This is a genomic window from Mucilaginibacter myungsuensis, from assembly GCF_015222005.1.
Classification (GTDB): Bacteria; Bacteroidota; Bacteroidia; order Sphingobacteriales; family Sphingobacteriaceae; genus Mucilaginibacter; species Mucilaginibacter myungsuensis.
In genome coordinates this window covers 445,804-472,796 of record NZ_JADFFL010000002.1, presented here as the reverse complement: position 1 = coordinate 472,796, position 26,993 = coordinate 445,804, and the positions used below count along the sequence as shown (strand labels likewise).

Below are 26,993 nucleotides of genomic sequence, written 5' to 3'. Positions count from 1 at the left end.
TGCAGCCTTTTGCTATTTAATTAACCAGAACTTATGGAAAAGCAAGACATTTTCCCGGCCGAGTTTATGGCGATGACCACCGAGTATCATTTCCATAAATATAACCCTAAGACCAATCTGATCTATCGGATGGTTTTGGCCATTATTGTGTTGGCGGTTTTGGCGATGTTCTTTATCAAGGTAGATGTTAATGTCAAAAGCGCGGGCATGGTAACGTCGACAACGGGGCATGACGATATCAAGACGCTGGTATCCGCCCGGGTAGATTCGGTGTTGATCAAAGAGAACATGCCGGTTAAAAAAGGGCAGGTGCTGGTGGTGCTGAAAGCTGCTGCCCTTAGTCAGGAAGATATCATGGCCCAAACCCAACAAGCCGAATATTCCGCACAATTAGCCGATCTGCAAAAATTAGCACAGTTATCTATCAACAATAAATGGACCTCTAAACCACCACTGACCTCTCAATTATACAGCCAACAGTATGTGGCTTTTTTGCAAAGGGTGAGGGGCGCGGCAGCTACTGCCGAGTCGGCAAGACGAAACTATAACCGCTACGCCTATTTATATAAAAATCACGCGATATCTTCGGCCGAATTCGATGCAGTGGATCTCGCTAATAAGAATGCGTCGAGCACCTTGCAGTCTGTTTATGAGGAACAAGGCAGCCGTTGGCAAGCCGACCTCGCTAACCTGCAGATACGCATGCGTAGCCTAAGCTCGACAGGTGAAGGATTAAAAGAGCAAAAAGATTACTATACCTTACGCGCACCGATAGCCGGTGTAGTGCAAAATGTAAAAGGCATCCAACCCGGCAGCACGGTGACAGCAGGTGAAATATTGGCCGAAATATCCCCCGATAATGGCTTGATCGCGGAGGCGTATGTGCAACCCAAAGATATTGGCTATTTGAAACCGAACGTAAAGGTCAACTTTTTGATAGATGCTTTTAACTATCGCGAGTGGGGTAAACTGACCGGCAATATCATATCCGTATCCAGTGATGTGTTCGGCAATACTGGGCAGCAGCCTTATTTTAAAGTGCGGTGCAAACTGGACGCTGATCAATTAAAACTTCGTAATGGCTATGTTGGCAGACTTAAAAAAGGGATGACCTTGCAGGCTAACTTCCGCATAACCCGTCGCACATTGTTCCAATTGTTATATGATAAAGCCGATAATTGGCTTAACCCCGGCAAGATCATGACCGAGGATCAAACTAAAAATTCTTAATACAGGCTTATGAAGTTCGGCGATCTATTTACAAAAACTTCGGCCTGGTATCAGCGTATCAGTAAGGCGTTGGCCAACAAGCGCAAGCAAGAGCGCATCCAGGTCAAACAGCATGATATTATGGATTGCGGGGCAGCTTGTCTCGCTTCCATTGGCGCGCACTATGATCTGGATGTGCCGATAGCGCTGATCCGACAATATGCATCTACAGATAAAAAAGGCACGAACTTATTAGGCTTGATAGAAGCCGCCAATAAAATGGGCTTCTCGGCTAAAGGTGTCCGCGCGGAATTTGATGACATGGGCGACTTGCCTGTACCAGCAATAGCGCATGTAATCGTTAACGGCAGGTTAGAACATTACGTGGTGATCTACGGCATTAACGACAAACACGTTGAGATAATGGATCCCGGAGACGGGCTTATGCACCAGCTATCACATGATAACTTTAAGAAAATGTGGAGCGGCGTATTATTGCTCATCGCCCCAAATGAAGAGTTTGTGGCCGGTGACCAGAAAACATCGGTAGAGCAGCGTTTCTGGTATTTGCTTCGTCCCCATAAAGCTATGTTGTTGCAGGTGCTATTAGGCGCTGTTGTTTATACCATACTTGGTTTGTCAACATCTATTTTTCTTCAAAAGATCGTGGATAATGTGCTCCCCGAAGATAACCGCAACCTGCTTAATCTGATGGGCGTTATCATGATCGTGATCATTTTGGTGCAGGTGTTCATTAATCATGCCCGTACACTGATCACTATAAAGACAGGACAGCAAATAGATGCCCGGTTGATATTAGGTTATTACAAACACCTGCTTAAATTGCCGCAGCAATTTTTTGACAGCATGCGCGTGGGTGAGATCATCTCCCGTATCAACGATGCGGTAAAGATCCGGTCGTTCATTAACGAAGTGCTGGTAATGTTTGCCGTCAACGTTTTCATCCTGATATTTTCCTTCGCGCTGATGTTCACTTATTACTGGAAGTTGGCGGTCATCATGCTGACCGTAGTTCCTTTGTTCAGCGTGATCTATTATTTCAGCAACAAACTGAACAAGCAGACACAGCGTAAACTGATGGAGAATGCCGCCGACCTGCAAACGCAATTGGTTGAATCAGTCAATTCAGTAGCCACAATCAAACGTTTCGGCTTAGAGAACTTTGCCAACTTCAAGACGGAGACCCGCTTCATCACCATGTTGCAAACCATTTTTGATGCGGGACGGAACGCCTTATGGATCGGCAACGCGAGCTCCTTTGTGTCCAGCGCTTTTACTATTATTCTGCTTTGGGCTGGTTCGGCATTTGTGTTGAATAAAGTAATAACTCCCGGCGAGTTGCTGTCCTTTTATGCTATCGTAGGCTATTTCATGGGGCCGGTAGCCGGACTGGTAGGTATGAACAAAACCTTCCAGGATGCCCGTATTGCCGCCGACCGCTTGTTCGAGATCATGGATCTGGAACAAGAACCAGTAGAGAACCGTGCCGAATTGGAGTCTGATATGATCGGTGATATCCATTTTAAGGATATGCACTTCCGCTACGGCACACGTGCAAGCGTTTTTGAAGGGCTGAATTTAGAGATCAAAAAAGGACAGATCACCGCCATTGTTGGTGAAAGTGGCTCAGGTAAAACAACGCTGCTATCCCTGATGCAGAACATCTACCCCTTACAGTCAGGTTCGATATTCATCGGCGACTACGATATCAAATATATCACCAACGAAAGCTTGCGCCGCATGGTGGCGGTCGTACCACAGGAAGTGCATCTGTTCGGTGGTAACGTGATCGAGAACATCGCCGTAGGCGATATGCAACCCGATATGAAACGGGTGATGCAGATCTGCAAAGACCTGGAGATAACAGATTTTATTGAGCGTTTACCGAATGGTTTTAACACCTTTTTGGGCGAGAACGGCACCAATCTGTCCGGCGGTCAGCGTCAGCGTTTAGCGATCGCCCGTGCACTATACCGAGACCCCGAGATATTGATATTGGACGAAGCCACGTCATCATTAGACACAGGTTCAGAACAACACGTACAGAATGCAATCAATCTATTAAGGGAAAGACAAAAGACCATCATCATTATAGCGCACCGCTTAAGCACCATAATGTATGCTGATAAGATCGTGGTATTACAGCGTGGACAACTTGTAGAAGAAGGCAACCATACCGAACTGCTTAAAAAGAAAGATCACTATCATAACTTGTGGCAGCAACAATTTCCGGTGGCGAAAGAGTTAGCCAGTATAAGTAAGAAAGCCAAAGCTGCGTGAAATATAAGGTTAGGGTAGAAATAGGTAAAATTCAAATAATGCTGAATAAGTCGGAAATGATGTTTACGATGTCCAATAACGCTGAAATGCTGCAAAAACAACTTTGGGCTTATTCCCCTACGGACTACGCTAAGCTGGTTTCTTACAAGGAACCGGCTTTTTTGTTGTTTGGGTATTGAAATAGATCTATTAATAGCCAGTGTTCAATCGCCTCAGGGTTCTTAAAGTCGGCCTCTCTCCCAAGGAAAATCCTCTAATTTGACCGGATCTTTCTATATATTCATCTTACAGCGTCAAAACCGTTCTTCCTTCAACTTTACCGCTTTCCATTTGATCTAACACATTATTGATATCCTCTAATTTAGCAGTATGCACAATACTTTTAACTTTACCTTCTAAGGCAAAGCCAACTGCTTCCTGCATGTCTTTTCGGGTACCTACAATAGACCCACGAACGGTCTGGCGGTTAAGTACCGTGTTAAAGATCGGCAATTGAAAGCTACCCGGCGGCAGACCAACCAGTGCCATTGTGCCTTTCTTGCGCAGAGCGGCAAGTCCTTGCTCAAAAGCGGTGGGAGATACCGCGGTAACTAATATGCCATGCATCCCGCCGGTCTGTTTTTGCAATGATTGGCCGGGATCTTGTTCTTTGGCATTCACTACAATGTCGGCACCTAAAGATCTTGCAAGGTCTAATTGTTTCTCGCTGACATCTATTGCCGCCACGTGCATCCCCATAGCTTTAGCGTATTGTATGGCTAAATGTCCGAGTCCCCCGGCGCCGGATATGGCTATCCATTCACCAGCTTTGGTTTCGGTCTCTTTAATGCCTTTGTAAACTGTAACACCGGCACACAGTATTGGCGACATGCTTATCATATCCGTACCGGCAGGTAAATGTGCTACGTAGCGCGCATCGGCTATTACGTATTCGGCATAGCTGCCATCCACACTGTAGCCTCCGTTCTTTTGATCGCTGCAAAGTGTTTCCCAGCCAGTTATGCAATGTTCGCAGCATCCGCAGGCGCTATATAACCATGGCACGCCAACAATATCGCCTTCTTTAACCCCGCTAACATTGCTGCCCAAAGCCGCTACATAGCCAATGCCCTCGTGACCGGGTATAAGAGGGAGTTTTGGTTTTACCGGCCAATCGCCGCGGACGGCGTGCAGATCGGTATGGCAAACGCCGCATGCGACCACTTTTACTAAGATCTCGTTTGCACCGGGACGGCGTACCGGCATTTCTTCTATCTGTAGCGGCGCGCCGAACGCTCGCACTACGGCGGCTTTCATTTTATTGGGTATCATGGCTTTAGTGTTTACTCAAAGATATTGCCATGATGCTGCCCGCTATCTGATGGTAGTCAGTTTAATGTTTGATGCTGATCACTAACTATCGCGGGTTGATGAGTTATTGTTTGCGGCGTTCATCGTGATATCATGTATTACCTGGTCTAACTCGCCTGCCGAAAGTTTTATGTATTCGATGATCTCGGAGACAGACTCCTTGTCCGGATCAGTATCCTGAAGCAGGTTGATCAGGCCCATAATGCGAGATAATGGCGCGCGTATCACGTGCGATTGCATCCACGAAATATCCTGTAATTTTTTATTTTTTTCTTCTATCTCAGCAAGGTGGCGCACTCGTTCTGTCACATCAGTAACCAAGGCTAAGCGGGCGGACCTGCCCTGATAGATAATGGCGCTGCTAACAACTTCTACCTGGACCTGCACACCATTCTTTTTTATATGAGTAAACACTCCCGGCTTAAATTGAAACTCTGCACGGTGCAGGTCTTTGATAACTGCCTCCAGTTTGGGCATTTCTGATCTTGGGCGTATATCACGGATGGTCATTTGCAAAAACTCGGCTCTGCTATAGCCATAGTGGCTAACAGCAGCATCATTCACATTTAGATAGGCCAAAGTTTCCACATCGAAAACGAACATCGGTAAGGGACTCATGTGAAAGAGCTCACTGTAGCGCCTGCCCGAATCGGCTAATGCTTCGGCCTGCTCCAGTAGTTGTAGTTGTGACCGTTTTCTTTCGTTTATATCCTGTATACTACCATATATTCGGGTGCACTTGCCATGTTCAAACTCGCCTTCGGCCAACACTCGCACCCATATCCGGTTATTTTTGAGCGTGTTTAATAATACTTCAATGTCGAATGATTCACCTTGTTCTATAAGGCGGGCCATTGCACTATTCACAATTTCTAATTCTTCAGGCCCATAAAAATGGTTCGCATCGTCACGATGGGGTTTGTGGTCGGCCCGTGCTTCTAATATATCCGACGCTATGGCCGACCAAAATACGGTGTCTCCGGCCATATCTATTTCCCAACTACCTATTCGGGCTAATTCGTTGGTTTTTTTTAAAAGCGTTTCCAACTTGTTTTTTTCTGTGATGTCTTTAGCTACACAAAACAGGATACCTTTCTCCGCGGCCTTGCGCACTGTCCAGGCCAAGTGTACTACTTCGCGGTTTTTGGTTAAATATCTGTTCTCGAAATAAAGCTCTTCTAACCCTTCGTTCTTAAACCTTTGCATCCTTAGCTTACTTTCCTCCAGATCACCAGGATAGATCAAGTCGTCGATTCGTTTTTGCAACAGATCCTGTTCTGGATATCCCAAAATGTCGCACATAGCGCGGTTAATGCGTTTGAATTTACGATCCGTACCAATTATGCAAATAATGTCAGGGACGCTTTCAAAAACATGCTGTAATTCGCGCTTTAATTGCTTGCGACGGACCTCGGCACCAAGGTGGGCGGATAGCTGTCTTAAAAAGACGTCCGTTAAGATCGGTGCCCGGTCTCCTGTCAGACCAAGTAACACCACACCTGGTATTTGTTTATCATTCAATAAAGGTATCCCAATAGCCGAAGTTATTCCTGCTTTCTTCGCGCTCTCTTGCCTCACAAAATCGGGGGTTGCCGATAGGTTATTCCAAAACACCACATCACCTTTGCGCCATGTATTTCCTTGTAAGCCTTGTTGGATAGTGAACAGGCGGTCATTGGCATTGATATTAAATATTTGTTCTGTCCGTTCATCAATAGCCGCGTTGGCGATCAAATAAAGGTCATTGTCGCCGGTACGCGAAAGCCAACATTCAGCAAGGGCTGCGCCTGAAAAAGACCTTATCAGATCCATTGTTTGCTTTAACGAAGCGCCCATCGTTTCCTGCTGATTAAAAGCTGTACTGATCTGGTTCAGCAACACTTGTCGCAATTCATCATATTTGCGGGCCGTAATATCGGAGATGAATATTGATAGACCATTCTCGGTAGGATATATCCTGTTTTCCTGCCAAAGCCCATTGGGCAAATAATGGTCTTCGTGAACGATCGGTTTTTGCTGCACGTGGGCTTTTTCAATGGCAAAATAGGTCGCCGAGCCTACCGCGTTCGGGAAAAGGTCCCAAATGTATTTGCCCAACATATCCTCGGGGCGCATGTTCACCATTTCGCAAACGCGTGGGTTTACATAGGTGTATCTCAATTCACGGTCAAGCGCGATAAAGCCATCACTGATACGTTCGAGCAGGTCACTCAATCTTCCCGATGTCGCTTTCGCTTCGGTCAGGTCAAAGCGGATAGCCATGTATTGGTATGGTTTTCCGGAACGGTTAAGGAATGGCACTATGGTGGTAGCGACCCAATAGTAAGAGCCATCTTTAGCTTGGTTGCAGATCTCGCCGCGCCATATGTTGCCTGCTGCTATGGTTCGCCACAGGTTTCGGATAAAGGCTTTAGGATGGTGCCCCGAATTGACCAACCTGTGATCTTGCCCAAGTAATTCCTCGCGGCTATAGCCCGATATCCGGCAAAAATAATCGTTAACATGGGTAATGCGGCCGGTCTGGTCGGTAATGGCCACTATAGCTGCTTCATCAAGGGCATATTGATAAGCGGCAGTTTCTTCACGATCATCCGGATCGCCTCCTGCCGGCCGCCGGTTAACCGTTTTGCTATCGACGACATGAAGGATAATGCCTTTAGATGGATCATCCATGTCGAAGTTACCGAGGGATACCGCTGTAAACAAAGGACCGGGACTTAGGATGTTCAATTGCCATTGACCATTGTATTGACCATGCTTACGCACTTGCGTCAAGGCGTCGTCAAATGGAGGGTCGACAAATAAGGCGGATGCCGGTGCTCCTAATGCATCGGCGGGACTCAATTTGTAAAATTTTTCGGCACCGATATTCCAATCGGAGATAATTCCGTTATTATCTAAAAGGCAGATCGCCTGATCTGTCAAACGCTCGGATAGCGCGTAAAGTAACTTTTTGTGTAATTCAGGTTCGGTCATGCCCTAAAAATATCGCGCACCGTATCAATAATTGCAGTTCAAACTCGACACTTCGAAAAGGGGCGATGATAAAAATAAATATAGCGTGTGGTTTTGATAAATCCTAATAAGTATTTAATGATCAATAATTACACAACGGTTAAAATTGTACGGCGCAAGTAACGTCCGGCCTGGTCACGCTTTAACTCTTGTTATGGTGATCGTGATATAGACGATAGGGCCTTCACGTTGGTCTTTCTAAAATATGCTGAATGTCAGTTTTTTAACTGATAGCAGTCAGCCCGTAGCGTATGGGTTATATCCAACTTTGGGTGTAACACCGATGGATATGGTAAGGACAAGACAATTATATATCGCGCTCCTGTGTCTGCTGACAATACCTGCTGTAGCGCAGGTACAAACCGACCGAGGGTTTGATCTGCAGATCAAACAATTAAGTTCGATAAGCGACAAGCAATTAAAATATCCCAAAGCGGTAGGCAGGTATTACCGGCAAAATAATTTAAAGCCGGTCTGGACAGGTAACTTAAAGAGCGAAAGCCCCACCTGGAAAGCGATGTTGATATTGGATTGCGTTTTGCAATTTGGATTATCCCATGCAGATTATCATCCGGATCAATTAAAATATAGTTTACTGCAGGATCTGCAGGAAAACCCGGCTAAAGTAAGCGACGCCGCAAAAGCAAAATTTGATGTGATGCTTACCGATGCCATGATCAGCCTGATCAATGATCTGCATTATGGTAAACTTAACCCCATCTACGGGTCTAAGCGATTGGACGTTGGTTTGGGTATCCCGTTGGTTGCTGAGGATGCTTTGCGCGATATGCTTAAAGGCCCTGATATTTATGCTGCCATTTTTAATGTGCAACCAAAGTCTAAAGCTTATGCAGATCTGCAGGGCTGGATGAGCAAATGGAAAGGGCAATATACCGGCGATTGTTACGAAGTGCCCGAGGCCGACGTGCGGCGGGTGGCTATAAACATGGAACGTTTACGCTGGGCCGCGATAGATGATACGCAGGCCTACTTACAAGTTAATATACCCACATATCAATTAACTTACCATACCGTAGATAGCGATAGGTACTTTAAGGTGATCGTTGGCAAACAAGGCACCCCGACACCTCAGGTGCAAACCCGCGTTACGCATATTGTGATCGCGCCCGAAAAACGTCTGGGTTGCGACAATAGTTATGGTTCGGTATTGTTCAGGACCGCTGATCAATATGACTTTTACTTACAAGACACACCAGATAAGCAGATATTTAAACACGTTAAACGTGCTATCGGTACTCCTTGTGTGGCTTTAGATGGCGCCTCTGATCTTGCTCAAGCCCTGCTAAATGTTGATGGCCAACCAGGTTCGGCAAAGCAATTGGTCAAAAACCTAACTAAGCTAAAGTACCAGCTTTTTATGTTGACCAGGCCCGTGTCGCTATCTGTAACCTATATAACCTGCGCTTTAAAAGATGGTGAGTTGGTGGTTTATGATGATCCGTATCAGTTAGACCGACCGTTGCAAACCGCGTTTTACCAACGCGCCGACAGATCCTCTGTGCATTAAAAACATAACCTAATAGATCCATGAAAACCATTGTAGTACCAACCGACTTTTCGGCCCCGGCCGCCAACGCTGCAACTTATGCCATGTTTATTGCCGGCATGATCAAAGCCGATGTTAAATTATGCCATGCATTCACCATCCCTACCGAGGCTTTTATAGCCGATACGGTAGTTTGGCCTTTGCAAAACCATGATGATATTAAAACAGGTATAGATCAGGAATTGACCACCGTGGCCGCTGACCTTGCCGACTATCATCAAAAACATACCGATGTTCATCGCTATCAACCTAAGGTTACCGGTACCAGTGCCATTGGCGACACTACCGATGTGATACGTACCCTTGCTGCCGATGCAGATCATCCCCTGGTGGTGATGGGTATGTCGGGCGCCGGTGTGGTGGAGCGTTTCTTATTTGGAAGCACCACCGCCAAAATGATCGATGCTACCGAAGGCCCATTGTTGGTAGTGCCGGCCCATTTTTTTTTCCATGGCATCCACCGCATCGCTTTTGCTACCGACCTCAGGTCCCAGGATATCCAGACCATTTGCTCACTGGCAAGTTTCGCCAAACATTTTAATGCTGACATCTTACTTTGCCATATCAGTGATGAAAAATACGAGACCGGCGAGCGTGGTATGTTTATAGATACTTTTCTATCGCAAATAAGCGATAAAGTAAATTATGGGCGCATTTACTATCGCCATGTAAAAGCGATAGATGTGCCGCACGGGCTGGATTGGATATACGAGCACAGCATGGTAGACATGCTTGCTATAAGCCACGGTCACCACTCTTTTTTAGACGAGGTTTTGGGCAGCGGCAGCTTCACTAAAAAGTTGGCTAAACATATCAATATACCCTTGTTAGTCTATCCTAAAGATGTGCGTTCGGCATCGCTGGTGGCTTTCTGATAAAAGTAAGAAAAGCGTCCTTCTTTAGGAGACGCTTTTCTTGCTCTATAATACCTCAAAATTTATTGACGAGATACTACTCTTCAGGCTTGTTCAAATTTGCCTGTCTTGCTAATAATGTTGATCTTGTAAACGATCAGGTCTATATCGGTGCCGATCGCGTATTCGTTCTCGGTGATGCCGTGTGATGGATGCGCCGCCGGCGAATCGGCCATGGGCATAATACGGTGTATGATGGCCTGCATGGCATTCTCCTTTTCCGCAATATCGGTCAACTCTTCAAAAATGCCTTGCACGATCACGGATCTCCACCTGAATACGCTGGTAATGTCATCTACCTCAAAACAGACCGCGGGGTTGCGTCGCATTATATCAATCTTTTTTCCCGGGCCTGAATGTGCGTAGATCGCACCTTTACGGTAAACATAATTAATGGGCACAATGTAGGGTATGCCATCCTGCTGACATGCCAGGTGTCCGGTAACTTGCGCGGTAAGCAGTAATTCAATTTGTGTGTCGTTAAGTTGTCCAAGCATAGGATCGGTTTTATAGACCAAATTTCCGTCAAACCTACCGTTGCCGGTGTGATAATGAGAGGTTAAAAAAGTGATCGCTATCACCTTTTAAGCTATGACTTAAAAGTAATTTTAACTGGGCACTAAGTGCATAGCGTGCGGCGAGGTCTTTAGTGACAAAAAGATCGGTTGTTAAAGATCTGCTAATAGAAATGTCGTTTCTATACAGGCTTATAAAACCTGATGCCGAACTAGCATTGTTTGATAGAGTAGATGAATATTCTGTTTGCTTCAATATTCGCCTGCTTTATTACCTGTCTTCCTGACTAAGAGCGTAATTAATTTTTTGAAAGGTTTCAACAAATTTGGGGGCGCCAGTTAGGTGAAATTTAAATGACGGCCAATAACGATGAATCGAATCTATACAAAAATGAATGACGCTGAAACGTTATAAAACCACGTTCAAGCCTATTCCCCTATGGACTACAATAAAAAAGCCGGTTTTTTACAAGGAACCGGCTTTTTTATTGTTATGGGTGTAACGCAATAGGTAAAATTCAGATGACGCTCGTCTTGAAAGCCTTGATCATCAAGTCACCCTACCGAACAGCCGAACACTTAAAAAAGGATCTATTTTGAATTGTTCAAAGTGCTTTACGATTGCGTTTACCCATCATCAAAAGGGTAAAATTTCATCACAGAAGCGATAAAATTGAGCTTTTGGGGATTCTCAGAAATCGTTTGAGTAAAGCATCCTTTTTCTCCAAATACAGTTTACTTCTAATGTAAACTGTATTTGGCTGTCGGGCAAGTAGCAACAAATGCTGACTTTTTTGCTATTGATCGTTAGATCGATCTCAACACCCTATGCTGCTCGCTTAAAAAGTGGTTTAAAGTCGTAATTAATAACGTACCCAATTTCGTTCAGCTTCTCTTTTGGAAGATCCGGTTTAGTGAACCAGAAATATATTGTTCCTCTGTTAACGTTAAGGATCTTTGCTAGCTTCGCAATGTTGATGTTTTCTGTAACGAACACTGCCTTAAGTATCTCACCGTTGTGATTTAGTTGTACTTTATCCATAATGTTGCAAAGCTATTACCGATCACAAACTGCTATGATACCATAAATATGGTATGCGTAGACTGAAATAGAGTAAGGCTAACGCTTGGCATCTTATAGATGTTGGCTTGTTTGGACAAGTGACGATCGTTAGGGCGGCTCAGGAAAATGGTGACTGCGTTAAGATGTGGAATATCGCAGTGCAGGCTTGGAATTCCAGTCTTATTTACGTCGATCTCCTATTGGCCTGCATACGTTTTTCAGGGCTTTGGTTTGGTTCTATATGGGTAATGCAGCAAGGCAAAAAACTGTATCTGGTCGATGAAAAAGGTGGCAGATCGTAGATCACGATCGGTGATGTGTTCCAAAGCAATGGAGTGATACATGTTGTGAACACGGTGCTGATGCCGAAAGCTTAACACAGCTAAAATAAATTGAATTAAAGCCGTTCGGGTTCTCGGGCAGCTTTTGTTTGATATCGCGTTAGATCACGCCAACTCTGATCGTTCTGAAGCAGAATAATACTCAAACACTAAATAACAATCCCCTATTGATTGCTGCTAAAGCCGGTTTCTTACATGGGACCGGCTATTTTGTTTAGACACATAAAGGAAAGGTATTGCGTGATTTTCTACTGTGCAGTCAGCCGTTTTATACTATATGTGCTTTTATGTGTTATAAACCAATGCGTCATTTTAAATTACATTCATTAACCTGTTTGTTGCTATTGTCTTGTTCGATCGCCTTTGGGCAAAATAAAGGTCACAATAACCTGCGACCAGAAGCCAACCGACCGGTTAGTTCTTCGTCTATTAAAACAGATCCTGAACTAATAAAAAAACAACGAGAAACCCTCTTGAAACAAGGAACGTCGAGCCTGAGGTCTGACGAAGAGATAAGGGCATACTACCTCAAATTGGTCGCACTCGACTCAGCTTACTACAGGATAGCACCGGATAGCCTCATCCGGTCTCAAATGGCGCATCATTATAATAGCCTCGCCTGGTACAGTATTATCACTCAAAAATTCGGCAACGTAAAATACTACCTGGATCAAAGCTTAAAGTTTGAACCTGGTTTTGTGTACCCGCAGGCAAACCTACCGCTCTTGCTGTTATTGCAAGGTGACTATTCAAAAGCGAAAAAATTTTATTTAAAATATAAGGACGTGCCTTTTGACAAAACACACCCAACTTATAAAGAAGAATTTCTGGAGAACTTTGATGAATTAAAGAAAGTCAAAATTAAAAATCCGGACATTGATAAGATCATCCGGCTGCTTAATTCAGAGAATTAATGTAGAACGACGGTAGCAGCAGACCAGCTCAGGGTTGAGTAATAAAGCAGATCGCCATATGGCCCCCCCATAAGTAAAATTTTTGATGATCATAACGCTTAAGGACTTGAACACCCTTAAGCCACGCAAAATTGCTGTACCTTAATACCATATTTTACAGATGATGTGGTCAGCCAAAATACTTAAGTTCAAAGCGATATGCTTTATTTTATTCCTGCTACATGTTACACCATCTATAGGCCAGATCAAATGGCCTAAGGGACAGTTACTACCGTCTTTCCCTTCACCAGCTCCCGTACAGGATCTGATCATTCTTCGCCCGAACGGGCGCAACGCCTCGGCTGAATCATACCTGTTCGCTTCGCTTAAAGGTATTGTGAATAAAACCAAACCGCGCATTTTCTCTTACGAGGGAAATGCTTCGGGTGAGGGGCCTTACACCTGGTTAAAGTCGCTGGACCTGCAATGGGCAGAACCTGCTGATAAATGGGACCTGATCACTAAATACCGGTCGGAAATATCGGGACTGATCGTTTATGATACCGCCCAGATACATACCGTAAACCTGGCTACGGTTATGGCTAAAAGCAAAAACGCGTTGATAGCCTCGCCGTCCCTATTAGCTAAGTTAACGGCCGCTCCGTATAATTTGCCGGTATTGGCCGACCTGCAAAGAAAATTCAGCAGCAAGCTGGAGGTTTATCAGGAAATGTATGATACTTACTGGCCTAAGCTTGATCATCGTTTGCTGATGGGGCTGAACCCTAACACGCACAAAGCCGCCCTGCGCGAATACGCAGTTGCCCTGGGCGCAGCGACCGTGTGGCTGGATCCTAAAGTAGCGGGAGAAAGTGAGATGCTGGATAAATTCCTGTCGGCTATGTCGCCCGGTGCGAGTTTTATGGGCTGGTGGCCGGAAGAAGCGCCCGGGATAGAACGGGCCTCAAAATACGGCATTGCTACCATTGCCAGCGATTGGTGCTTTAACCTGACCGTGCATAGCGGTATGTCCCGCAAGATCAATATTAAACCAATGCCCCCAAAACCAGCGTTGCAGAACAAGATCTATGTAGCCTTTATTTTAAGCGATGGCGATAACCTGCAGTTTTTAGAACACCTGATGCGTAAACTGTGGGATAACCCGGATCGCGGCGCTGTACCCATGGGTTGGACGGTATCTCCCGCCATGCTGGATGCCATGCCCGGCGCGCTCAACTTTTACTACAGAACGGCTACCGATAATGATAACCTGATATCGGGGCCATCCGGCTATGGCTATACCTATCCCAATACCTGGTCTGATGAAAATTTGCTTAAGCAATTCGTCGCCAAGACAGAGGACTATAACACTCGTGCCGGCCTGCGAGTGATCACCATCTGGAATACCATTACCGGCGGAATCAACAAGAACGTCGGGAAGATCTACGCCGGTCAGTCTAAAACCTTATTGGGCGTAACGGCCCAAAATACCGGAGGCGGACTTACGATATATGATGGCAAGCTACCCGGTATGGCGCTTGGCTGTAACTATTGCACCAACGAGCAAGCCATGAAAGACCACATTGACCGGGCATCTGCCGGATGGGATAAGAACTCGCCGCGCTTTGTGATCATCCAGGCGCAGCCCTGGAAAGGCGTAACGCCGACCAGTTTTAAAAATGTGGCCAATTCGTTGAACGGAGACTATATGGTAGTCCGTCCGGATCATCTTTTTCAGTTGATCCGTGAGAAGAATGGCATTACCGTTGATCCTAAATAAACTTAGCATCATCCTATTCAACTGATATATTTCCTGCAAACGTAAAGACGCCAAAGGACCCTAACGTAAGTCCTTTGGTGCCTTTATGGAGAGATGACTGACCCTTATTGATGATTCTTTAACCACTCCGTCCTCCGCTGATCCGCCAAATGTTTCACCGAAAAGTTCTCGAACTTTGCTTCAAAACCTTCGCCGTCCGGTGATGCTGCCATTAGGCCCACCATAACGGGCGTATTATCCTGTAAGGGCGAGTTGCGGGTCATGATATAGGTCTTATCATCCAGCGAGTAAAATATCTCTACAGCGTCAAGCCTGCGTACGATCTTTATCCAGATAAATGGCGGCACCTTGTCTAAGGTGGTCACGCTCCAGTCGCTTTTTTCGTGCGTAACTACGGTGCTTACGTTAAACTTGCCGTCAACAAACTCTACGCCTGTTTTAATGTAGTTTTTATGGTCGGTGCGCAGCATCAACCCCATTTGGTCAAAGCGGGCTTTATAGGCGCCTGTTAATTTTACTTTGGCTTCAAATTCGCCGCCGTAGGTAGTGTAATAAAAGGGAGCGTCATCAACGGTAAAACCATAGTGGGATATGCGCCAGTAATCGCTTTTAGGCGTTACCTGCATGATCAGGCTTTTGTTTTTCACCTCCCAGCCGGCAGGCTCGTTGAACCATTGCATTTTCTCGAGGGTCTGTGCCCCGCAGGTCTGTACAATAAAGAATAGGCTTAGCGCCGCAAGTATGTTTTTCATTGTGTTGGATCTTAGCGGATAACAGGATCATTATCCGCTTTTTTATATCCGCAAAAATATCTACTGTTGCACCATACACAATGGTTATAATTAACCACTCATGCCGACATGAAGAATCTGCGCGAACTATTAGACCGAAAGCTGCTATCGCAACCCTTTGGAGCAAGCATTGAACACGAGCTTGGCCTGGACGAAGCCCGTGCATTAGCCGAACTATATGCACGACTGGATAATTGCATCAGCGTATTGAGCGACATGAAGACCCGGCGTAGTTTTGTTTATTACGGTGCAGTAGCTGATCAGCTGGGGATGAGACAGCAGGAGGCCGAGATAGATTCGATATGGGAGGATCAGCTTTTTAGCCGTATCCACCCTGATGACCTGCAACGCAAATTTAAACTCGAGCTGCAATTCTTTCAATATCTGACCACGCTGGACACGGCTGCCCGGGGCGACCACGAAGTGATCACAAAGCTTAGGGTACGCAATAAGGTGGGTACTTACATGGTATTTAAACACCGTTTATTGTACATCAGCAGCCTGCCCGATGGCAGCGCCTGGCTGGCCCTTTGTTTATACAGCGCCATGCCCGACCATTCGGGCTTCAGCATCCCCGATGGGGTGATCATTAATAAGCTGACCGGGACAACCATTGCCGCCGATGAAGATATTGCGGCAGATATACTGTCGGTACGTGAAAAGCAGGTTTTGCAGCTGATCAAACATGGTTATAAAAGCAAGGAGATAGCCGCGCGCTTATCACTCAGCATTAACACCATTAACAGGCACCGGCAAAACATATTTGAAAAATTAAATGCCGATAACGCCTTAGAGGCCTGCCGGATAGCAGAAGCGATGGGTATTTTGGCATAGCTAACATCGGCCAATACGACGATCATATCAACATCGTTGCACGACATCTGAATTTTTAATTAATTGCTGTTCAATTAATTAAAAGTGTAGGTGGTGTATACACCCACGCTATATACACCTACATACAAGCAAAAAGGCCGCACTTTTAGATGCAGCCTTCTGTTATCCTTGAAAGGGTCAGCTTATTTCTTTACAACCGGTTTTTTGGCCGGAGCAGTAGCAGGCTTTTTAGCCGGGGTTGTTGCAGGTTTAGCAGCCGGAGTACCTGCGGCCGGTTTTTTAGCCGCGGTTTTAGCTTTGCCTTTGATCACCTTTACTACCTCTACATCGAACACAAGGGTGCTGTATGGAGGGATGGCAGCACCGCCACCTTGCTCACCGTAACCTAAGTTTGACGGGATCACAAAAATAGCCTTAGCACCTTCGCTCAGTAGTTGCAGGCCTTCGTCCCAACCTTTGATCACGTTGCCCTCACCCACCGGGAATTTGATAGGCTCGTAGTTACGGCCCGGTTGTACCAATCCGCCTTCTTTAGCAATGCTTTCTACGCTGCTGTCAAATAACTTATCGTTAGTGGTACGGCCGGCATAGTTAACCAGCAAGGTATCGCCACGGGTAATTTTAGGCTTAGTGGTAGTTTGGGTTATCTCGTAGCGTAAACCCGAAGCGGTAGTTTTCACGTTCAGCTTGTGGTCGGCAACATATTTATCCAGGTTAGCCAGCTCGTCGGTCTTCATTCTATCCATGGCCGATTTTTGAGCGGCTAAAGCAGCATTACGTTCGGCGATAGCCTCGTTCATAGATTGTACACGTTCCATCTTCATCACAAATATCAGCAGGCTGCCGCTTGGTAAAAATGGTGGACGGGCTTCTTCGTGACCTTTAAAAACCGAATCGGCAGGTACACGCACGATCACGCTGTCCTTAACGGTCAGCAATGGGAATACGTACATCAGGTCGCCAATATTCTGGCTTGGTTTTACCTGGATCTGAATAGGCCGGCCTTGGGTATAAGTACTGAACAATACCGAATCCTTTTCGGTCTTCTGGATCATATTAAAGCTGATCACGTCTTCCAACTTTATCCTGTCGCCTGTTTTAGGCGATACAATGCGGTATTGCGCACCTTGTGGTGTGCGGGTAAATTCGCTTTGAGCGCGGGCTTTACCGGCAAATGCCGCCACGGCCAGGGCTAAAAAAATAAACTTCTTCATATCTTAAATTAAAAAGCCCCCTGTGTGGTACAGGGGGCCGATAAGTTTTTACTGATACTATCTAACCGGCGGCTCTAATGACGGAGCTGCTGGTTTAGCATTAGGGTTTGGTTTAATGATATCAACCAGTTCCAGATCGAACACCAGGGTGCTGAACGGCGGGATAACAGGCATCATACCTTGCTCGCCGTAAGCTAATGCCGACGGGATGATGAAGGTGGTTTTTTCGCCTTTGTGCATTAACAATACACCCTCGTCCCAACCCGGGATCACACGTTTAACGCCGATAGCGAAAGGAACCGGTTTGTAAGGGTTGTTAGGATTAAATGATTTTTTAACGGTCATAGCCACTTCCTTAACAGTAGTTTCGAAGTGATCTTTCTGGCCCATTATACGGCCGGTGTAGTTAACCAATACAGTATCACCTGCTACCGGCATAGCGCCTTGCGATGCTTTGGTAACAAAATACCTTAAGCCCGAAGCTGTTTTAGTAGCGGTAATTTTGTTGTCGGCTATGTATTTTTCGATCTTAGCAGGCTCAGATGCTTTTACTTTAGTGATCAAACCATCGTAGTAAGCTTTGCAACGATCCTGGAAAACCTGATCTGTAAGGTTACCCTTAGCGATCACTTTCTCTAACTTAACTTTAAAGATGATGTATTTACCTTTAAAAGGTGGCTTTTGAGCGCCTTTTTGCGAGGTAGAGTCGATGTTGATCTTAAAAGTAGCGCTGTCGCCTTCGCTCAGCATGTTCAAACCTGCTACAATGTCGCCTTTGTATTGTGGTTTTTGCAGGATGGTAGCGATAGGCATACCATGATCGTAAGTGTTGTTCAGCGATGAGTCGCCTTCGGTAGTAGCGATCAGGTTGATGGCTACAAAGTCGCCGTCTTTAGCTACCGGACCAGACTTATCCTCGTGAATGTTATATAACATGCCACCCGGGCCTTGTTTAAAGCCACCGCCACAGCTGCTCAGGCCAATTGCTGCAATAGCTAACAGAATTAAGTTTCTTTTCATTTTTGTTTTTACTGAATTAATAAAGTTCTGTACTCTGGTAATATAGTTTTAAATTGTATGGTTACTTCATCAAGCGGCAGGTCAGACGAGCCACCGGCTGCGTTGCGGTGACCGCCACCGCTAAAATACTTTTTACATATCTCATTAGCCGGAAATTCGCCCTTAGATCGTAAAGAAAGTTTAACCTTGTCGCCACGCTCTACAATAAAGGCCGCCAAACGGATGCCCGCTATCGATAAAGCAAAGTTAACAATGCCTTCGGTATCGCCGGTATTAACGTGATATTGTTCTATTTCTTGTTTGCTTACGGTAATAATGGCCGTATTCAACTCGGGGATCACCTCCAGTTTTTGGCTTAGGCAATGGCCTAAAAAGCGCAAACGCTCTTCGGATGAGTTGCTGTAAACCAACTCGTGTATGCGCCAGTTCACCGCGCCGGCATCTATCAGATCGGCCACCACACGGTGCACATCTGATGTTGTGCCCGGATAACGGAACGATCCCGAATCGGTCATGATGCCTGTGTAAAGGCAACTGGCCACGTCGGCATTAATGTATTGTTTACCGTCAAGTTCTTTGGTGATCCACTCGTAAACCAATTGGGCCGTAGCGCAGGCATTGATGTTCCAGTAACGGTAATCATCAAAATCCTCGGGCTCCAGGTGATGGTCTATCATCACTTTTACGGCTTTGGCGGCGCGTACAAGTTCGCCCAATTCGTTAATGCGGCTCAGCGTATTAAAGTCCAGACAAAATATTAAAGATGCTTCGGCAACCAATTGTGCGCTCAGTTCGGGCTTTTCGGTGTAGATCACTACATCGCCGTTGCCGGGCATCCAAGCTATAAAATCGGGGTAATCTGTAGGCGATACCACGGTAACGTGGTGGCCCTGCTGCACCAAATAATGATATAGCCCTAATGACGAACCCAAGGCATCACCATCAGGTTTATGATGGGTGGTGATGACGATCGTTTGGGTCTGCGCTAATAATTCCTTTATCCCGGCTATATCTAACATTTTTGCAAAAGAGTTGCAAAGCTAATAAATTACATCAAATACAAGCTATGTATTTTAAACGAACCGCTTTATTATTAGCGCCAAAAAAGCTATTTTTGCGGCAAATAAAATACAATGAGAACAGACAGAACTTTTACCATGATCAAGCCTGACGCGGTAGCTAATGGCCACATCGGCGCGATCTTGGATCAGATCTTTAAAAGCGGCTTTAAACCGGTAGCTTTTAAATACACTTACCTTACCCCGGAGTTGGCCGGCAAATTTTACGAGGTACACAAAGAGCGTCCTTTTTACGCCGACCTGGTTAAATTTATGTCATCAGGCCCTATCGTGGCTGCTATCCTTGAGAAAGATAACGCGGTGGCTGATTTCCGCAAGCTGATCGGCGCTACCGACCCAAGCAAAGCTGAGGCTGGTACTATCCGCCAGTTGTTCGCTAAGTCTATCGACGCGAACGCGGTGCACGGATCAGATTCTGACGAGAATGCCGACATTGAAGGCAGCTTCTTCTTCAGCGCTTACGAGAGGTTCTAATAAAACCCGTAAGGAATAATATTATGGCAATGCCCGGCCTATGGATAAATTATCCGTAATGGCCGGGCGTTCTTATTTTTGATATTGTTTTTTACAACAAATACGGCTAACTTTACCATGCTACCCAAGGCTGTTGCCAAATGGCCTGGTTTTTGAATTGCATTAAAGCGCTATGAAAGTATTAATTAGATACCTTATTTTTTCGGTCACCCTGGTGGGGTTGGCTGTTGGGTGCCTCAATATTTTTCGCGCCCACCCCGAGGTGCAGTTCGCGTTCCTGATGCCCGGATTATTTATTTTGATGTATTCTATTATCAGGGATGATATGTACCGCCGTTATAGTTCGCTGCACTTGGTGCGCGGTAACGATGGCCGCGGGACGCCGCCTAAAGAAAAATAATATCCTCTACTATCCAGGCACCGGCCCGTTCATTTATCTTACGGATGATCTGTTCGCGCATCATGACCAGTTCGTTCTTGATCACAGATGACTCTATCCTCAAGAATAGCTTTTTGTCCTTAATAAATAACTCCTTGGTGCGGTTAGCGACCGACTTACCCACCAACTCGCTCCAATAAGCGGCAACACCGGTCTCCTCGTATTTACGTTTGATCTTGTAGACCTGCAACATCTGCTCAATAGCTTCTTTTATCGTCTTGTCGTTGGTCTTACGCATCTATCTGTCCTCCGCTTACGTTAAATAATTTTATCCCGACGTCGATCTTATCGAACACTGCCGTAGCCCTGTCGGCGCTGGTATCGGTAATAAATACCTGCCCAAAATTATGGTCCGATACCATTTGCATCAGTTTGGTAATGCGCAGGTCATCCAGTTTGTCAAAAATATCATCTAACAATAACAAAGGCTTAAAGCCAGTCTTGTTTTGCAGGAAGCTGTATTGGGCCAGTTTTAGGGCGATCAAAAACGACTTTTGCTGACCTTGCGAACCAAATTTTTTCATGGCCATACCATGGATTGTGAACAGCAGATCATCTTTATGAATGCCCGTAGTGGTACGCTCCAACACACGGTCCTTCTCCAGTGACTTGCCGAGCAATTGCTCAAATGGTGTGGTCAGCAATTGCGAATCGTAAACTAATTCTACAGCCTCCGCACCCTCACTTATAAATTGATAATGCGTGTTGAATATCTGTGTAAAGGTCTCCATAAAAGCCTTTCGCTTTTCGAAGATACGCTTGCCCGATGCGATCAGCTGTTCGTCCATCACCTCCATCAGCGCCGGATCGTAGCGATTGGTCTCGGCAATGCGTTTAAGCATGGCATTGCGGCCTGCGAGTACTTTATTATAGTTGATCAGTTCGTCAAGGTATCGGTTATCGGTCTGCGATATTACATTATCGATAAACTTACGCCGCTCCTCGCTGCCTTCTATAATGATACTGATATCGTAGGGTGATATCATCACCAGTGGGTACTTGCCAATATGGTCGGCCAATCGGTCGTACTCTTTTTTATTGCATTTGAACTGTTTTTTTTGGTTGCGCTTAACGGCACAAGCCACAGTGTCGCTGCGGTCGTCTTTATTAAAAGCGCCGCTCACCATAAAAAAGTCGGTACCTTGTTTGATCTGCTGGGTATCTATCGGGTTAAAATAGCTTTTGCAAAGCGACAGGTAATGCACGGCATCCAAAATATTGGTCTTGCCGGCGCCATTGTTGCCTGCAAACAGGTTGACACCTTCGCTGAAACTCAGTTCGGCTTCGGTGTAGTTCTTAAAATTAATGACCGATAGTTGTTGCAGGTACATAGCAGGCTGTAAAGGTAGCGATACGCTTTGTTTAGCCTGTCATATAAAGCTAAAAATTAAGTTTGGTAAAAAACTTGAAAAACGTATTTTTGCAAACTTAATTTAGAAATAGAAATGTCAAACACACAGGCCACTACACCGGCACAAGCCAGCGATAAGGGCAAAGCGAGCACAGGAAGTTTTGTAAGGGATAACCAAAAGAGCCTATTATTTATAGCCGCCGCGATACTGGCTATCGTAGCTATCTATTTTATATACCAAAAAGTTTACATCGGTCCGCGCGAGCAAAAAGCGGTTGATCAGATGCACGTAGCGCAGGATGCTTGGGCTAATAAAGATTGGGACAAAGCTATAAAAGGCGATGGCAGCTACCCTGGTTTCGAGAAGATCGTAAGCGAGTATAGCAATACCAAAGCAGCTAACCTGGCATCATACTATCTGGGTGTAGCTTACCTTAACAAAGGTGAGTTCAAAAAAGCGATCGATAGCTTTAACGGTTTCCATGGCGATGACGCGATGGTATCTGCACAAGCTTTAGGTGGCATTGGTGATGCTTATGTGGAGTTGAAAGACAACGATCAGGCTGCATCATATTTCCAGAAAGCGGCTGACAAGGCTAAAAACAAATTCTTAACCCCGTTCTACTTGAAAAAATTGGGTATAGTTAATGAGGCTAAGAACGACTTTAAAGGCGCTGCCGAAGCTTACAAACAAATTAAAGACGAATACCCTGCAAGCACCGAGGCACAAACCATTGATGGTTACATTGCCCGCGCTGAAGCTAAATTGTAAATATTGCGAAATGCGGAATGCCAATTGCGAAATGATCGTAATTGGCATTTTTTGTTTTATGACATTTTGTTTTAAGGAATGCGAAGTGCGGAATGCCGATTGCGAAATGATCGTGACCGGCATTTTGCTTTTATGACATTTTAATATTTAGAAAGTCGGCGGACTATGCTAACTTCGCTTCATTAATTTCGCAATTGGCATTTCGCACTTCGACTTACTATTAGACGATGTAAGACCCATTTCGACTTTCGCATTTACGATCATGGCAACTCAATTAAAAAATCTATCCGACTTTTCTAATACCACCGTACCATCAGGCGCCGGCTTTAAATTTGGCATCGTAGTGGCCGAGTGGAACGCGGGTATTACTAACGCCCTTTACCAGGGTGCTTATCAAAGCTTGCTTACCCATGGGGTAGCCGAAGACGATATTTTTACTTACGCCGTGCCGGGTAGTTTTGAGTTGACATCGGGCGCGGACCTGTTGTTGAAAAACATCCCTAAGTTAGATGGGGTTATTACATTAGGTTGTGTGATACAGGGCGAGACCCGCCACTTTGATTTTATTTGCGATGCTGTTGCAAATGGTGTAAGCAATGTTGCTATAAAATACAGTAAACCTGTTATATTTGGCGTACTGACCACCGATAACCAGCAACAGGCCGAGGATAGGGCAGGCGGTAAACACGGCAACAAAGGCGACGAAGCTGCCATTACCGCGATAAAAATGGCCGACTTGGCCAAACAGTTAAACTTTTAGTAGCGATCTTACGTTAATACAGACATGAGAAAATTAGTTTACTTAGCATTAGTGGTTTTTGCCCTGGGCACCGCGCTATCATCTTGCAGCGATAAACTTTGCCCTGCTTACGGTAACAGCAAACGCCGCTAATTGTCATATTGATAGCGCACAGGCGCTAATTTTACCCTCTCCTGAAACTAATACGGCTATTCAGCTGTATTTTTGTTAGCAATATTTTTTTTATGAACTGGACGTCTTTAGATACGCCCGGGCAATTGACTGACATTAAGCAGCAACCCGGCTACAGCCTTATTTTTAAGCACAGCACCCGCTGCTCTATCAGCATGATGGCTAAACGCCGTTTTGAACTGGATTGGGATAAGATCCCTACCGAGATACCGCTGTATTTTTTAGATCTGATCAAATACCGCGACATATCCAATAAAATATCCCAAGATTTTAGCGTACATCACGAGTCGCCGCAGTTGTTGCTGATAAAGGATGGTGAGTGTATCCTGGATCAATCGCACGGCGAGATATCTGTAGATGATACGTTGTTGATGGTGGAGTAGGAGATATTTTGCAGAGACGCGATACCTCGCGTCTTCCGTTTGCAAAGTTATCAGCATTCTTGACCTGCATAGCTTAAGACACGATATATCGTGTCTCTACAAAACAAGAACGTCATTGCTTTTACAGCAATGACGTTCGTTTAATTATATTGGTATGTTTTAAGCAGTAAACGCCCCTAACGCCTTCTCTATCCTGCTCACCGTCTCATCCTTACCCAACAGAGCAGCAATATCAAAAACATGCGGGCCAAATTTGCCACCCACCAGCATAATGCGGAAGGGCAGCATCACATCGCCCATTTTAAATCCTTGCTCTTCCATAAAGGCTTTAAAGTCGGCTTCTAAGCCGGTAGCCTCATAGGTCTCCATCGCGCTGATCTTATCGGCCCAGGCTTTAAAGAAAGTTGTTTTGGCATCGGTCCATTTTGGTTTAACGGCGGCCAGATCATACTCTTTTGGCGACTCGAAAAAGTAAATCGATTGGGTATAAAAATCGGGCAGTAAGGTAACCCGGTCTTTGATCAGGTCGATAACCGTTAACAGGTATTGCTCGTCTTCAACAACGATGCCTTTATCGGCCAGCACTTCCGCTACGTTAGACTTCAGACTTACGGCTTCCGACTTCTTGATCCACTCGGCATTGAACCATTTGGCTTTCTCGAAATCGAACTTAGCACCGGCTTTGCTTACACGGTCGATAGAGAACTTTTCTACCAGTTCGTCCATGCTAAATAACTCCTGGTCGGTACCGTCGTTCCAACCCAGCACGGCCAACAGGTTCACAAAAGCTTCAGGCAAAAAGCCTATCTCGCGGAAACCCGGGGTCAACTCATCCGTCTTAGCGTCGAACCAGTTCATCGCAAATACCGGGAAACCCAGGCGTGCGCCGTCGCGCTTGCTTAGTTTGCCGTGGCCGTCAGGCTTTAGGATCAGTGGTAAATGTGCCCATTGCGGCATATCGGCTTCCCAGCCTAAGTATTTCCAAAGCAGCAGATGAACAGGCGCGCTTGGCAACCACTCCTCGCCACGGAAGGCATGTGTGATGTTCATTAGCCTGTCGTCAACCACCACCGCTAAGTGATAGGTTGGCATACCATCCGCTTTGAGCAGTACTTTATCATCAACCAAATTGGTATCAAAAGACACGTGCCCACGGATCATATCGGTAAAACTGATGTTTTCGTCGGTCGGCATTTTTATGCGGATAACGTGTGGCGCGCCCGCATCTAACAAAGCGTCAACCTCGTGCTGAGACAAGCTTAACGAGTTGCGTAAAGTATGGCGGTATGCTTGCCCGTATTGAAAGTTCGGTATTTCCTTGCGGCATTTATCCAATTCCTCAGCAGTATCAAAAGCGTAGTAGGCGTGGCCATCCATCACCAGCTTTTCGGCATATTCGCGGTAGATGGGTTTGCGCTCGCTTTGGCGGTAAGGGGCATATTTGCCGCCCACCAAAGGGCCTTCGTCGGGCGTTAAGCCGCACCAGGCCAGGCAATCCATAATGTATTGCTCGGCTCCCTCAACGTAGCGGGTCTGGTCGGTATCTTCGATACGCAAAACAAAGTCGCCGTTATTTTTCTTAGCAAATAAGTAATTGAATAGAACGGTACGTACGCCGCCCAGGTGCAAACCACCGGTAGGACTTGGCGCAAAACGCACCCTCACTTTTTTGTCTGTCATGATGTGGCAAAGATAAGTCTTAAGTCCGAAAGACGGGAAGTCCGGAAGTCCGAAAGATGTAAAGAAAGCAGCGAGGGAATCATATGTTCCTTCAGATCTCTACTGCTATTTCTCGGCCAATATATATTCTCCCCAAACGTCGGTAGGTTCGGTCAGGTCCAGATCTAATTGGGTTGCTGTTCCGCCGTTCAACGCATACGTCACTACAAAGCCGGCCGTTGGCCGTTTGGTTTTATACATCGGTCCATTAAACCTGATATTGTAGCTGAAGATCTTGCCGGGGGTCACCCTTAAATACTTTAATGGTATGGCTAACTCATAAGTATATTTCCACCGGCCTTCAAAACTTGCGGCGGTTTTTATCTGCGAGGAATTTTTTACGATATAACGGCCGCCCGGCACCTCGTATAACGGGTATCCCCTAAATTGGGCTCGTTTATCGGTATAGGTTCCTTTAATGGTATCGGTTATCGCAGTTATGTCCGAAAACCGGATCACTTTGGTGCTATCGCTTAAAATAGCATTCGATGCAAATAGTAACGAGTCCGTAGCTTTGATCGGGCTGTTTAAATTGGCCCGAAGCTTAGTGCCCGGCTGAAAGCGGAATAGCGGGAATGTAACGGCCGGATAACCCTCGTCTTTTTGTTTGCCGGTATTGTTTACCGTTAATGTGATCGCGCCCGATATTGCTTTGTTGATCACGTGCGGTTTATTGATATGTACCACAAGATAAAGGTTCTGATCGTCGTTAGCCAAAGTATAATAAGCGAGTAGCCCGGTATTATATGCCTTAAAGCCACCCCATTCGGATGCTTTGCCATCAATTTTTACACTGTCCGGTGCCCGCACCGCACCCGGTTGTTTGTTAGGCAGTTTTTGCGGATAAGCTTGATGTGCGGCAATTAGATATGCCGCAATGGTAGTGATGATCTTTCTCATGTTAAGGTCCAATTAGTTACAACTATAAAATTAGTTATATTTTTTACAGTATCAAATATGAAATGATAATTATGGCCCGGTGTGGTTAGATCTATATCCATCACCAACATTTAAGCCAATCGATGCGTTGCTATCTAT

At 45.6% G+C, this 26,993-nt stretch carries 24 protein-coding genes; 12 read left to right on the top strand and 12 right to left on the bottom strand.

Translation table 11 applies throughout. The features are described 5' to 3' along the window. The first annotated feature begins 33 nt into the window (after nucleotides 1-33). Both IRJ16_RS05910 and IRJ16_RS05905 read left to right on the top strand, forming a co-directional pair. Complete coding sequence (locus tag IRJ16_RS05910; RefSeq protein WP_194110601.1) at nucleotides 34-1,230, top strand: HlyD family secretion protein; 1,197 nt, start codon at nucleotides 34-36, stop codon at nucleotides 1,228-1,230. A 9-nt stretch (nucleotides 1,231-1,239) separates the two neighbouring features. Then, nucleotides 1,240-3,510, top strand: coding sequence for a peptidase domain-containing ABC transporter (locus IRJ16_RS05905; RefSeq protein ID WP_194110600.1), 2,271 nt, complete (start codon nucleotides 1,240-1,242; stop codon nucleotides 3,508-3,510). Nucleotides 3,511-3,795: 285 nt separating this feature from the next. Here the strand turns inward: IRJ16_RS05905 and adhP are convergent, their stop codons facing one another. Both adhP and IRJ16_RS05895 read right to left on the bottom strand, forming a co-directional pair. Continuing rightward, nucleotides 3,796-4,821 carry an alcohol dehydrogenase AdhP gene (adhP, locus tag IRJ16_RS05900; protein ID WP_194110599.1) on the bottom strand — a complete coding sequence of 342 codons (1,026 nt, stop codon included), beginning with the start codon at nucleotides 4,819-4,821 and terminating at the stop codon, nucleotides 3,796-3,798. Nucleotides 4,822-4,902: 81 nt separating this feature from the next. Beyond that, nucleotides 4,903-7,836 carry a PAS domain S-box protein gene (locus IRJ16_RS05895; RefSeq protein ID WP_194110598.1) on the bottom strand — a complete coding sequence of 978 codons (2,934 nt, stop codon included), beginning with the start codon at nucleotides 7,834-7,836 and terminating at the stop codon, nucleotides 4,903-4,905. Nucleotides 7,837-8,080: 244 nt separating this feature from the next. On the opposite strand from IRJ16_RS05895, the gene IRJ16_RS05890 reads away from it, so the two are divergent. Next, entirely contained in the window at nucleotides 8,081-9,403 is a 1,323-nt protein-coding gene (locus tag IRJ16_RS05890; protein WP_194110597.1) for a L,D-transpeptidase scaffold domain-containing protein, read from the top strand. A gap of 20 nt (nucleotides 9,404-9,423) precedes the next feature. Then, nucleotides 9,424-10,317, top strand: a complete 894-nt coding sequence (locus IRJ16_RS05885; protein ID WP_194110596.1) for a universal stress protein — start codon at nucleotides 9,424-9,426, stop codon at nucleotides 10,315-10,317. An 83-nt stretch (nucleotides 10,318-10,400) separates the two neighbouring features. On the opposite strand, the gene IRJ16_RS05880 is transcribed toward IRJ16_RS05885, so the two are convergent. Then, nucleotides 10,401-10,853, bottom strand: a complete 453-nt coding sequence (locus IRJ16_RS05880; RefSeq protein WP_194110595.1) for a pyridoxamine 5'-phosphate oxidase family protein — start codon at nucleotides 10,851-10,853, stop codon at nucleotides 10,401-10,403. 844 nt (nucleotides 10,854-11,697) lie between these two features. After that, the gene (locus IRJ16_RS05875; RefSeq protein WP_194110594.1) at nucleotides 11,698-11,913 is read right to left on the bottom strand and encodes a hypothetical protein; all 216 of its coding nucleotides are present in this window, start codon (nucleotides 11,911-11,913) and stop codon (nucleotides 11,698-11,700) included. An 835-nt stretch (nucleotides 11,914-12,748) separates the two neighbouring features. Between IRJ16_RS05875 and IRJ16_RS05870 the strand changes: the two genes are divergently transcribed. Further along, nucleotides 12,749-13,189 (top strand): hypothetical protein, encoded by a 441-nt coding sequence (locus IRJ16_RS05870; protein ID WP_194110593.1) that lies wholly within the window; start codon nucleotides 12,749-12,751, stop codon nucleotides 13,187-13,189. A gap of 160 nt (nucleotides 13,190-13,349) precedes the next feature. Further along, nucleotides 13,350-14,948, top strand: coding sequence for a GxGYxYP domain-containing protein (locus IRJ16_RS05865; RefSeq protein WP_228079894.1), 1,599 nt, complete (start codon nucleotides 13,350-13,352; stop codon nucleotides 14,946-14,948). Nucleotides 14,949-15,052: 104 nt separating this feature from the next. Here the strand turns inward: IRJ16_RS05865 and IRJ16_RS05860 are convergent, their stop codons facing one another. Then, nucleotides 15,053-15,700, bottom strand: coding sequence for a DUF1349 domain-containing protein (locus IRJ16_RS05860; protein WP_194110592.1), 648 nt, complete (start codon nucleotides 15,698-15,700; stop codon nucleotides 15,053-15,055). Between the two features lie 108 nt (nucleotides 15,701-15,808). Between IRJ16_RS05860 and IRJ16_RS05855 the strand changes: the two genes are divergently transcribed. Next, a complete protein-coding gene (locus IRJ16_RS05855) occupies nucleotides 15,809-16,573 on the top strand; it encodes a response regulator transcription factor (protein WP_194110591.1) in 765 nt (254 codons plus the stop codon). A gap of 182 nt (nucleotides 16,574-16,755) precedes the next feature. On the opposite strand, the gene IRJ16_RS05850 is transcribed toward IRJ16_RS05855, so the two are convergent. From IRJ16_RS05850 to IRJ16_RS05840, 3 genes are read right to left on the bottom strand one after another with little or no spacing between them, the layout of a single operon-like run. Next, nucleotides 16,756-17,787, bottom strand: a complete 1,032-nt coding sequence (locus IRJ16_RS05850) for an FKBP-type peptidyl-prolyl cis-trans isomerase (protein ID WP_194110590.1) — start codon at nucleotides 17,785-17,787, stop codon at nucleotides 16,756-16,758. Nucleotides 17,788-17,844: 57 nt separating this feature from the next. Continuing rightward, nucleotides 17,845-18,807 (bottom strand): FKBP-type peptidyl-prolyl cis-trans isomerase, encoded by a 963-nt coding sequence (locus tag IRJ16_RS05845; RefSeq protein WP_194110589.1) that lies wholly within the window; start codon nucleotides 18,805-18,807, stop codon nucleotides 17,845-17,847. Between the two features lie 8 nt (nucleotides 18,808-18,815). Further along, entirely contained in the window at nucleotides 18,816-19,826 is a 1,011-nt protein-coding gene (locus IRJ16_RS05840) for a DHH family phosphoesterase (RefSeq protein ID WP_194110588.1), read from the bottom strand. Nucleotides 19,827-19,940: 114 nt separating this feature from the next. Here IRJ16_RS05840 and IRJ16_RS05835 point away from each other — a divergent pair, with 114 nt between their 5' ends. Further along, a complete protein-coding gene (locus tag IRJ16_RS05835) occupies nucleotides 19,941-20,360 on the top strand; it encodes a nucleoside-diphosphate kinase (protein WP_194110587.1) in 420 nt (139 codons plus the stop codon). A gap of 172 nt (nucleotides 20,361-20,532) precedes the next feature. Further along, complete coding sequence (locus IRJ16_RS05830; RefSeq protein ID WP_194110586.1) at nucleotides 20,533-20,760, top strand: hypothetical protein; 228 nt, start codon at nucleotides 20,533-20,535, stop codon at nucleotides 20,758-20,760. Here the strand turns inward: IRJ16_RS05830 and IRJ16_RS05825 are convergent. Then, complete coding sequence (locus IRJ16_RS05825) at nucleotides 20,747-21,037, bottom strand: DUF721 domain-containing protein (RefSeq protein WP_194110585.1); 291 nt, start codon at nucleotides 21,035-21,037, stop codon at nucleotides 20,747-20,749. The two genes, IRJ16_RS05830 and IRJ16_RS05825, sit on opposite strands and share 14 nt — an antisense overlap. Further along, the gene (gene recF, locus IRJ16_RS05820) at nucleotides 21,030-22,130 is read right to left on the bottom strand and encodes a DNA replication/repair protein RecF (protein ID WP_194110584.1); all 1,101 of its coding nucleotides are present in this window, start codon (nucleotides 22,128-22,130) and stop codon (nucleotides 21,030-21,032) included. Before recF ends, IRJ16_RS05825 begins: the two co-directional genes overlap by 8 nt. A 114-nt stretch (nucleotides 22,131-22,244) precedes the next feature. Between recF and IRJ16_RS05815 the strand changes: the two genes are divergently transcribed. The 3 genes from IRJ16_RS05815 (at nucleotide 22,245) to ytxJ (ending at nucleotide 24,236) form a co-directional block, all read left to right on the top strand. Continuing rightward, on the top strand, nucleotides 22,245-22,922 hold the full coding sequence (locus tag IRJ16_RS05815; RefSeq protein ID WP_194110583.1) for a tetratricopeptide repeat protein: 678 nt from the start codon (nucleotides 22,245-22,247) through the stop codon (nucleotides 22,920-22,922). A gap of 262 nt (nucleotides 22,923-23,184) precedes the next feature. Continuing rightward, the gene (gene ribH / locus IRJ16_RS05810; RefSeq protein ID WP_194110582.1) at nucleotides 23,185-23,682 is read left to right on the top strand and encodes a 6,7-dimethyl-8-ribityllumazine synthase; all 498 of its coding nucleotides are present in this window, start codon (nucleotides 23,185-23,187) and stop codon (nucleotides 23,680-23,682) included. A 224-nt stretch (nucleotides 23,683-23,906) separates the two neighbouring features. Beyond that, nucleotides 23,907-24,236, top strand: a complete 330-nt coding sequence (ytxJ, locus tag IRJ16_RS05805; protein WP_194110581.1) for a bacillithiol system redox-active protein YtxJ — start codon at nucleotides 23,907-23,909, stop codon at nucleotides 24,234-24,236. A 159-nt stretch (nucleotides 24,237-24,395) separates the two neighbouring features. On the opposite strand, the gene gltX is transcribed toward ytxJ, so the two are convergent. Together gltX and IRJ16_RS05795 are read right to left on the bottom strand one after the other, a co-directional pair. Then, nucleotides 24,396-25,916, bottom strand: coding sequence for a glutamate--tRNA ligase (gene gltX / locus IRJ16_RS05800; RefSeq protein WP_194110580.1), 1,521 nt, complete (start codon nucleotides 25,914-25,916; stop codon nucleotides 24,396-24,398). Between the two features lie 105 nt (nucleotides 25,917-26,021). Continuing rightward, complete coding sequence (locus tag IRJ16_RS05795; RefSeq protein WP_194110579.1) at nucleotides 26,022-26,855, bottom strand: hypothetical protein; 834 nt, start codon at nucleotides 26,853-26,855, stop codon at nucleotides 26,022-26,024. Between the last annotated feature and the right edge of the window lie 138 nt (nucleotides 26,856-26,993).